The following is a 9021-nucleotide window of genomic DNA, read 5'->3' as shown; positions in this document are numbered from 1 at the left end:
GGCTTCATCGTTCGACTTGCATGTGTTAAGCACGCCGCCAGCGTTCGTCCTGAGCCAGGATCAAACTCTCCGTGAATGTTTACCGGTAATCCGGTGCAACACCACGAGAGCGGAACAGTCGGGCGGAATAGGCCCGACCGTTCACAGCGTCCTCGCTGTGTTTTTCAAAGGAACCTCGCCCCGACCTGATGGCCGGAGACGGGGTATCAACTAATCTGGCGTTGATTTTTGGCACGCTGTTGAGTTCTCAAGGAACGGACGCTTCCTTTGTACTCACCCTCTCGGGCTTTCCTCCGGGCGCTTCCCTTCGGTGTTCCAAACTCTATCAGGGTTTTTCCGGCCCTCTGACCACCATCCTGCGGGCATGCAGAAGGTGACCCCGAGATAGGATCTGACAAGTTGGGTGCTGCCAGGCAAGGACGCTTGGTTGCGTCGCTCAGCCTCAAGCAGGAGTACGACTGTACACGGGGCCGCAGAGCGGGTGCAAATCGATTGGGGTTATGGTCTAGACCACCAAACGGAAGCTCTCCGTGCGGAACCGGTACTACCTATGACATACCCTGCTGAACAGTGCGCCGTCCGGGACAGGTAGTGACGGCCCATATGAATCTCCACCCCTGGGAGGCTTCCCATGACCACCGTGACGTCCCCGCTTGCAGGACGCGCCATCGGACTGGCGGCAGTGCCTGATCCGGTCTTCTCCGGGGCCATGGTCGGCCCGGGTACAGCGATCGACCCCGTGCGTGAGCCCTCCGAGGCCGTCGCACCCGTGGACGGAGTCATCGTTTCCCTCCACCCGCATGCCTTCGTAGTAGTGGACGAGCAGGGACATGGCGTCCTCACCCACCTGGGTATCGACACCGTGCAGCTCAATGGCGAGGGCTTCGAGCTGCTGGTGAACAAGGGCGACACCGTGACCCGCGGTCAGGCAATCGTTCGCTGGGACCCGGCCGCCGTCGAGGCCGCCGGAAAGTCTCCGGTCTGCCCCATCGTCGCGCTTGAGGCCACCGCCGAGGCCCTTGCCGATCTCCGCGACGACGGTGATGTGAAGGCGGGCGACAGTCTCTTCGCCTGGAAGTGACGTCAGTGCCGTCCTCAGACGGCAAGCAACGGACAACCACCGCGGCGGCGGGACCCGCCGCACTATCGGAGACGGGTGAGATGGAGACAACGCTGCGAGGCGTCGGCGTGAGTCACGGTGTGGCGATCGGCGAGGTTCGGCACATGGGAACGGCGGTCCTGGAACCGCCGGCCAAGCAGATCCCGGCGGAGGAGGCGGAGCGTGAACAGGGGCGCGCCCGCAAGGCTGTGGAGGCTGTGGCAGCCGACCTGATTGCGCGCGGCAATCTGGCGGGGGGCGAAGCCCAGGCGGTGCTCGAAGCCCAGGCCATGATGGCCCAGGATCCCGAACTCATGGCGGACGTGGACCGACGCATTGCCGTCGGCAGCACGGCCGAGCGCGCGGTGTACGACGCGTTCGCCGCGTACCGCGAGCTGCTGGCCGGCGCCGGTGAGTACCTGGCCGGCCGTGTGGCCGACCTTGACGACGTGCGGAATCGTATCGTCGCGCGTCTGCTCGGGGTGCCGATGCCGGGCGTGCCCGACAGCGACGAGCCCTATGTCCTGGTGGCGCGTGACCTTGCGCCGGCCGACACGGCTCTGCTGGATCCGACTCTGGTGCTCGGCTTCGTCACCGAGGAGGGTGGGCCGACCAGCCACAGCGCGATTCTGGCGCGGGCGCTCGGTGTTCCGGCGGTCGTGGCGCTGCCCGGTGCCGGTGAACTGGCCGAGGGCACGATGATCGCCGTCGACGGCAGCACTGGCGAAATCTTCGTGAACCCGAGCGAGGAGAAGAAGGCACGGCTGGAGGCTGCGGCCGCGGAGCGCAAGGCGGCGCTGGCTGCTTCGACGGGTCCGGGTGCCACGGCTGATGGCCACAAGGTGCCGCTGCTGGCCAATGTCGGGGGCCCGTCCGACGTGCCGGCTGCTGTCGAGGCCGGAGCCGAAGGTGTTGGTCTCTTCCGCACGGAGTTCCTTTTCCTCGACGACAGCAAGAAGGCGCCGTCGGAGGAGAAGCAGGTCGAGGCCTACCGTCAGGTCCTGGAGGCCTTCCCCGAGGGCCGAGTCGTCGTGCGGGTGCTGGACGCTGGTGCGGACAAGCCTCTGGACTTCCTCACCCCGGGCGACGAGCCGAATCCGGCGCTGGGCGTGCGTGGTCTGCGGACGCTGCTCGACCACCCGGAGGTTCTGCGCACTCAGCTGACGGCGCTGGCCAAGGCGGCCGAGGGTCTGCCGGTCTACCTTGAGGTCATGGCGCCGATGGTGGCGGACCGTACCGACGCCAAGGCGTTCGCGGACGCGTGCCGTGCAGCCGGGCTTCAGGCGAAGTTCGGTGCGATGGTCGAGATTCCGTCGGCCGCGCTGCGGGCACGGTCGATTCTGCAGGAGGTCGAGTTCCTGTCCCTGGGGACGAACGACCTCGCGCAGTACACCTTCGCTGCCGACCGTCAGGTGGGCGCGGTGTCCCGGCTGCAGGATCCGTGGCAGCCGGCGCTGCTCGACCTGGTGGCGATGTCCGCCGAGGCGGCCAAGGCCGAGGGCAAGAGCTGTGGTGTGTGTGGCGAGGCGGCGTCCGACCCGCTGCTCGCTTGTGTGCTGACCGGTCTGGGTGTCACCTCCCTTTCTATGGGGTCGGCGTCGATTCCCTATGTGCGGGCGACCCTGGCGAAGTACACGCTGGCGCAGTGTGAGCGCGCAGCGGCTGCCGCCCGGGCGGCGGACAGTGCCGAAGAGGCGCGCAATGCCGCTCAGGCGGTGCTGTCCGGCGAGTAGTCGGCAACCGCACAGCATCAGGCTGTATTAAGAGGGGCGCTCCGCTTTCGGGTGGGGCGCCCCTTTGCGTTCAGTGGTGGTGGCCGGGCATCGTCCCTTGCTCGCCGAGGTCCGGTGGGACGGTGTAGTCCACGTTCGATTCCGGGGAGATGAGGTCACCGGAATCGATGTCGGTGCAGTAGGCGTCGAAGACCTCGCCGGCGGTGAGGGGTTCCAGCCCGTTTCCGCGTAGGCGCCAGCCGTAGATGCGGTCGGTGGTGCCAGAGGTGCTGGTGCGCATGACGAGTCCGCCGGCGCTCTGGGTGGCGATGCCCAGGGCGAGCACCGTGGTGAATTCGAGGGCCTCGGCCTCGTCGAGTTGTGTGGTGCCGTCGGCGTCCTGGTCGGCGTGCAGGACGGAGACGAGCGGTTCGGGATTGCTGGTGACACTGCAGACGAGGTGTCGGTGGCCGGGCTGGGCGGTGTCGAGGATACGGACGAGCAAGGACGAGGCCCGGGTGAAGGCCGCGCGGCCGATGTCCTCGCCGCAGGTTGCGCAGGCGCCGAGGTGGGCCAGGAGTGTGGAGGCGTACTCCCACGTGGCTTGGCGGACTGCCTCGTCGATGAGGGCGGGAACGAGGTCGGCCAGGGGCTGGCCTTCGTAGGGGAGGCTGGGGCCTGTGGTGGCGAGTTCGGCGGTGAAGCGTGTGCGGCTCGACGGGATGTCGGGGTTCAGACCGGTGTCGGTGCAGAACTCGGCGTACTCCTGTGGGTCGAAGAGGGCCACTGTCGTGTGGCTGCCCTGGGAGGCTCGGGTCCTGAGGAGGGCCTCGACCTGTTTGAGGTAGGTGGTGTGGTCGTCGAAGGTGAAGCTGCGATAGCACCGCATGGCACGGAAGTCGTGCTCGTCGGCCAGCAGGCCGATGGTGCCGGCGATTTCGCGGCGCAGGACGCGTCGCATGGTCTGGTGGTCGGTGTACGCCATCTTTCCCCCTGTGCACAGTCGATCAATGCTCACTCACAGTAACCGGGCGCACTGACAATGGGCCTGACCTCGAACTTTTCCCTCCACGCTCCGTGGTTCGAGGTCAGGCCGGGGGTGTTGTGCCGGACCTGGGGATCAGTCGCGCTTGCGGGCGAGGTCCTCGTAGAAGTGCAGCAGGTCGAGGTTGTCGATGGAGCCGGGGTTGACGGCCTTTTCCAGGGGGGTGCCCTGGAGGAGGCGCTTGACCGGTACCTCGATGCGCTTTCCCGTGAGGGTGTGCGGGATGCCGGGTACCTCGATGACCTCGTCGGGGACGTGACGCGGGGAGAGCTGTTCGCGGATGGTCTGCTTGATGCGGTTCAGCAGGGCCTCGTCGAGGACAGCTCCGGGAACGAGGTGGACGAAGAGCGGCATCCAGTAGCCCCCGTCGGGCTGTTCGATGCCGATGACGAGGGATTCCTTGATCTCGGGCAGTCGCTCGACGGCCTCGTAGATGTCGGCCGAGCCCATGCGCACGCCCTGGCGGTTGAGCGTCGAGTCGGAGCGGCCGTGGATGACGACGGAGCCGCGGGAGGTGACGGTGATCCAGTCTCCGTGGCGCCACACACCGGGGTAGGTGTCGAAGTAGCTGTCGTGGTAGCGGCTGCCGTCGGGGTCGTTCCAGAAGTGGATGGGCATCGAGGGCATGGGATTGGTGACGACGAGCTCGCCCACCTCGTCGGTGAGGGGCTTGCCGCTCGGGTCCCAGGACTGCAGGTCGGTGCCGAGGCCGGGTGCCTGAAGCTCGCCGATGTACACGGGGAGGGTCGGTACGGCTCCCGCGAAGCAGGAGCAGACGTCGGTGCCTCCGCTGACGGATGCGATCCACAGGTCGTCCCGGACCTCGTCGTGCAGCCAGCGGAATCCGTCGGGCGGCAGCGGTGATCCGGTGGTGGCCACGCACGTCACCTTCGACAGGTCGAAGTCGCGTGCCGGGTGTACGTCGGCCTTGCGGCAGGCCATGACGTATGCGGCGGAGGTGCCGTAGAGGGTGGCGCCCGTGCGTTCGGCGATGCGCCACTGGGCGCCGGTGTCCGGGTAACCGGGGCTGCCGTCGTAGAGGACGATCGTGGTGCCGGTGAGGAGGCCGGAGACGAGGAAGTTCCACATCATCCAGCCGGTTGACGTGTACCAGAAGAACGTGTCCTCGGGGCCGAGGTCGCAGTGCAGGCCGAGTTGCTTGAGGTGCTCGACGAGGATGCCGCCCTGGGACTGGACGATGGCCTTGGGCAGGCCGGTCGTGCCGGAGGAGTAGAGCACCCACAGGGGGTGGTCGAAGGGGACCTGCTCGAAGACGGGTTCCGTGTCGGCGGCGGTGAGGGCCGACCATTCCAGGGCGCCTTCGGGGGCTTCGGTGCCGAGGACGGGGATATGGACGACGGCGCGCAGGGTGGGCAGTTCGCGGCGGAGTTCGGCGACGATGTCGCGGCGGTCGTGTTCCTTGCCGCCGTAGCGGTAGCCGTCGACGGTGAACAGGACGACCGGTTCGACCTGCTGGAAGCGGTCGAGGACGCTGCGGGCGCCGAAGTCGGGGGCGCAGGAGGTCCACACGCCGCCGACGGCGGCCGTGGCGAGGAGGGCGACGACGGCCTGCGGGATGTTCGGGAGGTAGCCGCTGATGCGGTCTCCCGGACGTACCCCGAGGGCGCGGAGTTCGGCGGCGAGTGAGCCCACCTGGCGGCGCAGTTCGGACCAGGTCACGGGGGTCGGATCATGGGTTTCGTCGACGTGGAGCAGTGCCGGTTCCTCCGCGCGGGTCGCGGCTGCGCGGAGTGCGTGCTCGGCGTAGTTCAGGGTGGCCCCGGGGAACCACTGGGCACCGGGCATCGTGCGGGTGCCCAGTACGCGCGCGTAGGGCGTCGAGAACCGTACGTCGAACCACTGCGTGACGGCTTCCCAGAAGGTGTCCAGTTCGTCCACGGACCAGCGGTGCAGTGCCGCATAGCCTCCTGCGGAGGGTGCGCCGTGGTGTTCGGCCGCCCAGGCCTGGAACTTCGTGACCTGTGCCTGGGCGATGCGTGCCGGTTCCGGCTGCCAGAGCGGCTGGGGGTTCACGGTCGACATGGGGCGGCTCCCGGACTGTGCGCGTCGTGTGCGTCTTCCGCGCACGGGCGTGGGTGTGCGCGTGACGCGGCTGACACGGACGATGCCATGTGATCGACTTCTACACCAGGGTCCGCCTCACATAGTCCGTGTCGTGAAGATGTGGTCCCAGCACGGGTGAACGGCAGTTGAACGGCACCCATGTGTAGGGCGGGCAGTGGCAGGCTGAGCAGCATGGACGGTCGTGACCTGGTGCGTTCGATGAAGGTGGTCGCCTCTGCGGGGGCGGTCCAGAGGTTGCGGACCGTACGGGCGGCGTGGCGCAGGAGGCGTGCCGATGCCGCCGGGCTGCCGCCGCGGAGGGCCGAACGCGCGCGCGTGCCGGGGCCCGTGCAGGAGGTGGAGCCCGGACCGGGCGGTGGCCTCGTCCGGTTCAGCCGCGCCCGGCTGCGCATCACGGTGGCGGTGAACGGGGCCGTGTTCTGGGGCTGGGACGGTGCGGACCCCGAGCCGTCCTATGCGCTGGCCGGGCGGTGCCCGCAGCCGGATCCCAGGGCGGTGCTGGAGCCGGACAAGGACGGTGGCTGGCGGGTGGTGGCCGAACGGGTGACGGTCGTTGTCTCGCGGCACGGCGCCGTCGAGGTGCGTACGCCCGGTGGCGTGACGCTGCGCCGTGATCTCCCGCCACGATGGTGGGAGCCGGTGGACGGTGGGCCGGCGCGCTGGATGCAGCGGTCGGAGGTGGCCGCGGACGCGCGCTTCTTCGGGCTCGGGGGGCGGGCTTCGGGACCACGGCTGCGCAACGGAACGTACCGGCTGTGGAACACCGACCCCGGCCATGCGTTCGGGCCGGACGACGATCCGCTCTACATCACGATGCCGGTGCAGGTGGTCGTGGCGGACGCGGCCACGCACCTGGTGTTCCACGACACCTCGTGGGACGGCACGGTGATACTGCGGGAGGGCGAGGAGGGGGCCGGTTCCGGGCACGACCGGGCGGGGATGTCCGAGGTGCGGATGGAGGGCGGGCCGCTGCGTTGTTGGGTGATGGTCGGCACTCCCGCGCGCGTGCTGCTCACCTGGGCTTCGCTCACCGGTGCACCCGCGCTGCCGCCCGCGTGGGCGCTCGGTCACCACCATGCCCGCTGGGGCTTCGGCAGTGAGCAGGAGGTGCGGCGGATCGTTTCGGGGTATCAGGAGCGTGAGCTTCCGCTGGACGCGGTGCACCTGGACATCGATCACTACGACGGCCATCAAGTGTTCACCGTCGACCAGGAACGGTTCCCCAAACTGCCCCAGCTCGCCGAGGAACTCCGGCGGGACGGGATCCGGATGGTGTCGATCGTCGACCCGGCGGTCAAGGCCGCCCCGGGAAACGCGGTGTACGACAGCGGCAGCGCGGAGGACGCGTTCGTCCGCGACGCTTCGGGGCAGCTCGTCACGGGGGTCGTCTGGCCGGGGGAAGCGGTTTATCCGGACTTCACCCACGCGCGCGTGCGGCAGTGGTGGGGCGGTCTCTACGAGGAACGGCTCGCCCAGGGGTTCGCCGGCTTCTGGCACGACATGAACGAGCCGACGTCGTTCACCGCCTTCGGGGAGTCGACGTTGCCGCGGTCTGCCCGGCACTCGCTGGAGGGGCGGGGCGGTGATCACCGCGAGGGCCACAACGTGTACGCGCTCTCCATGGCCAGGGCGGCGTACGAGGGGTTGCGCGAGCTGGCCCCCGAGGACCGGCCCTTCGTCTTCTCCCGTTCCGGCTGGGCGGGCATGCAGCGCTACGGAGGCACCTGGTCGGGCGATGTCGCGACGGGCTGGCCGGGGCTGCGCGCCTCGCTGTCGCTGGTCATGGGGCTCGGGCTGTGCGGGGTGCCGTACTCCGGGCCGGACGTGGGTGGGTTCGACGGGAGTCCGTCTCCCGAGCTGTATCTGCGGTGGTTCCAACTGGGTGCGTACCTGCCCCTGTTCCGTACGCATGCGAGCCTTCGGGCGGGACGCAGGGAGCCGTGGGAGTTCGGTGCCCATGTGCTGGAGCATGCGCGCGTGGTGCTTCTGGAGCGGCGGCGGTTGCTGCCGTACTTCCTGACGCTGGCGCATCTGGCGCGGCGCACGGGGGCGCCCTATGTGCGGCCGTTGTGGTGGGGTGCGCCCGAGGATCGTGCCCTGCGCGACTGTGAGGACGCGTTCTTGCTGGGCGACTGTCTGTTGGTCGCTCCGGTGCTGGATCCGGGCGCGGACCGGCGTGCGGTGCAGCTGCCGCGGGGGCGCTGGTACGACACGGCGACGGAGCAGGTGTACGAGGGGCCGGGGCAGGTGCTCGTCGATGCGCCCCTGTCTCGCATTCCGGTGCTCGCGCGCGCGGGCGCCGTCGTCCCGGTGCGTGGGGAGGACGGCGAGCTGGAACTGGAGGTCTGGGCGCCCGCGCGCGGGCGGTCCGGGGGCGGGCTGGTCGTGTCGGACGCGGGCGACGGGTGGGCCGAGCCGGAGATCGAGCGGTACGTCGCCCGCTGGCAGGGTGAGCGGGTGGTAGTGGAGCGGGAGGGTGAGGGCGGTGTGAGCCGGCCGCCCCACCCGGTGCGCGTACGCGGGCTGGCTGAGCGCCGGGCTCAGTAGCGGCCGTCGAACCAGGCCCGTACGGCCACTGTGTGCAGGGGGAAGGCGAGCTCCTCCGGTCGGCGCAGGAGGTGCCAGCCTTCCGTCTCGTTCGTCTCCGCGGACGGCGGGAGGCCTTCGGCCGGCCGTTCCGGGAGCAGCCCGAACAGCAGCAGGTGGCCGTCGGGCGAGCTCATCGCGTCGACGAGTCGTACGTCGCGGCTTGCCGCGTCGATGCCCGTCTCCTCCTTGAGTTCGCGGACGACGGCCTGCCGCCAGTCCTCACGGTCGTCGATGTAACCGCCGGGCAGTGCGATGCCCCCGCGCGCGGGGGCGATGGTGCGGGTGATGACGACGAGGGCGGTGCCCTTCGTGTCGTACACCGGCTGGAGTGCGATCGCGACGGGCAGTGGGTTGCGGTAGGCAACGGTGCCGCAGACCGGGCAAGTGCGGGGCCAGCCGGCTACGCCCTCTCCAAAGGGCGCTCCGCAGCTCGAACAGTGGGAGTCGGGCGCGGAGTTGGGGGTGGAGTGCTGAGTTTCGGACACGCGGCG

6 protein-coding genes and 1 rRNA gene are annotated in these 9021 nt (G+C 69.1%); 3 read left to right on the top strand and 4 right to left on the bottom strand.

From position 1 onward, the window contains the following. Positions 1-76, bottom strand: a 16S ribosomal RNA gene (locus tag AB0Q90_RS27960); the annotation flags it as partial. Positions 77-631: 555 nt separating this feature from the next. Here AB0Q90_RS27960 and AB0Q90_RS27955 point away from each other — a divergent pair. Next, positions 632-1081 (top strand): PTS glucose transporter subunit IIA, encoded by a 450-nt coding sequence (locus AB0Q90_RS27955; RefSeq protein WP_363164538.1) that lies wholly within the window; start codon positions 632-634, stop codon positions 1079-1081. An 80-nt stretch (positions 1082-1161) separates the two neighbouring features. Beyond that, positions 1162-2832, top strand: a complete 1671-nt coding sequence (gene ptsP / locus AB0Q90_RS27950; protein ID WP_363164539.1) for a phosphoenolpyruvate--protein phosphotransferase — start codon at positions 1162-1164, stop codon at positions 2830-2832. Positions 2833-2902: 70 nt separating this feature from the next. Here the strand turns inward: ptsP and AB0Q90_RS27945 are convergent, their stop codons facing one another. Then, the gene (locus AB0Q90_RS27945; protein WP_363164540.1) at positions 2903-3796 is read right to left on the bottom strand and encodes a hypothetical protein; all 894 of its coding nucleotides are present in this window, start codon (positions 3794-3796) and stop codon (positions 2903-2905) included. Between the two features lie 135 nt (positions 3797-3931). Further along, complete coding sequence (locus tag AB0Q90_RS27940; protein ID WP_363164541.1) at positions 3932-5899, bottom strand: acetoacetate--CoA ligase; 1968 nt, start codon at positions 5897-5899, stop codon at positions 3932-3934. 213 nt (positions 5900-6112) lie between these two features. On the opposite strand from AB0Q90_RS27940, the gene AB0Q90_RS27935 reads away from it, so the two are divergent. Then, the gene (locus AB0Q90_RS27935) at positions 6113-8488 is read left to right on the top strand and encodes a glycoside hydrolase family 31 protein (protein ID WP_363164542.1); all 2376 of its coding nucleotides are present in this window, start codon (positions 6113-6115) and stop codon (positions 8486-8488) included. Here AB0Q90_RS27935 and AB0Q90_RS27930 read toward each other — a convergent pair. After that, positions 8482-9015, bottom strand: a complete 534-nt coding sequence (locus AB0Q90_RS27930; RefSeq protein ID WP_363164543.1) for an NUDIX domain-containing protein — start codon at positions 9013-9015, stop codon at positions 8482-8484. The genes AB0Q90_RS27935 and AB0Q90_RS27930 overlap by 7 nt on opposite strands. Positions 9016-9021 lie beyond the last annotated feature (6 nt).

The organism is Streptomyces sp. NPDC079141 (assembly GCF_040686775.1).
GTDB lineage: Bacteria > Actinomycetota > Actinomycetes > Streptomycetales > Streptomycetaceae > Streptomyces.
This window is presented reverse-complemented; position numbering and strand designations above follow the sequence as displayed.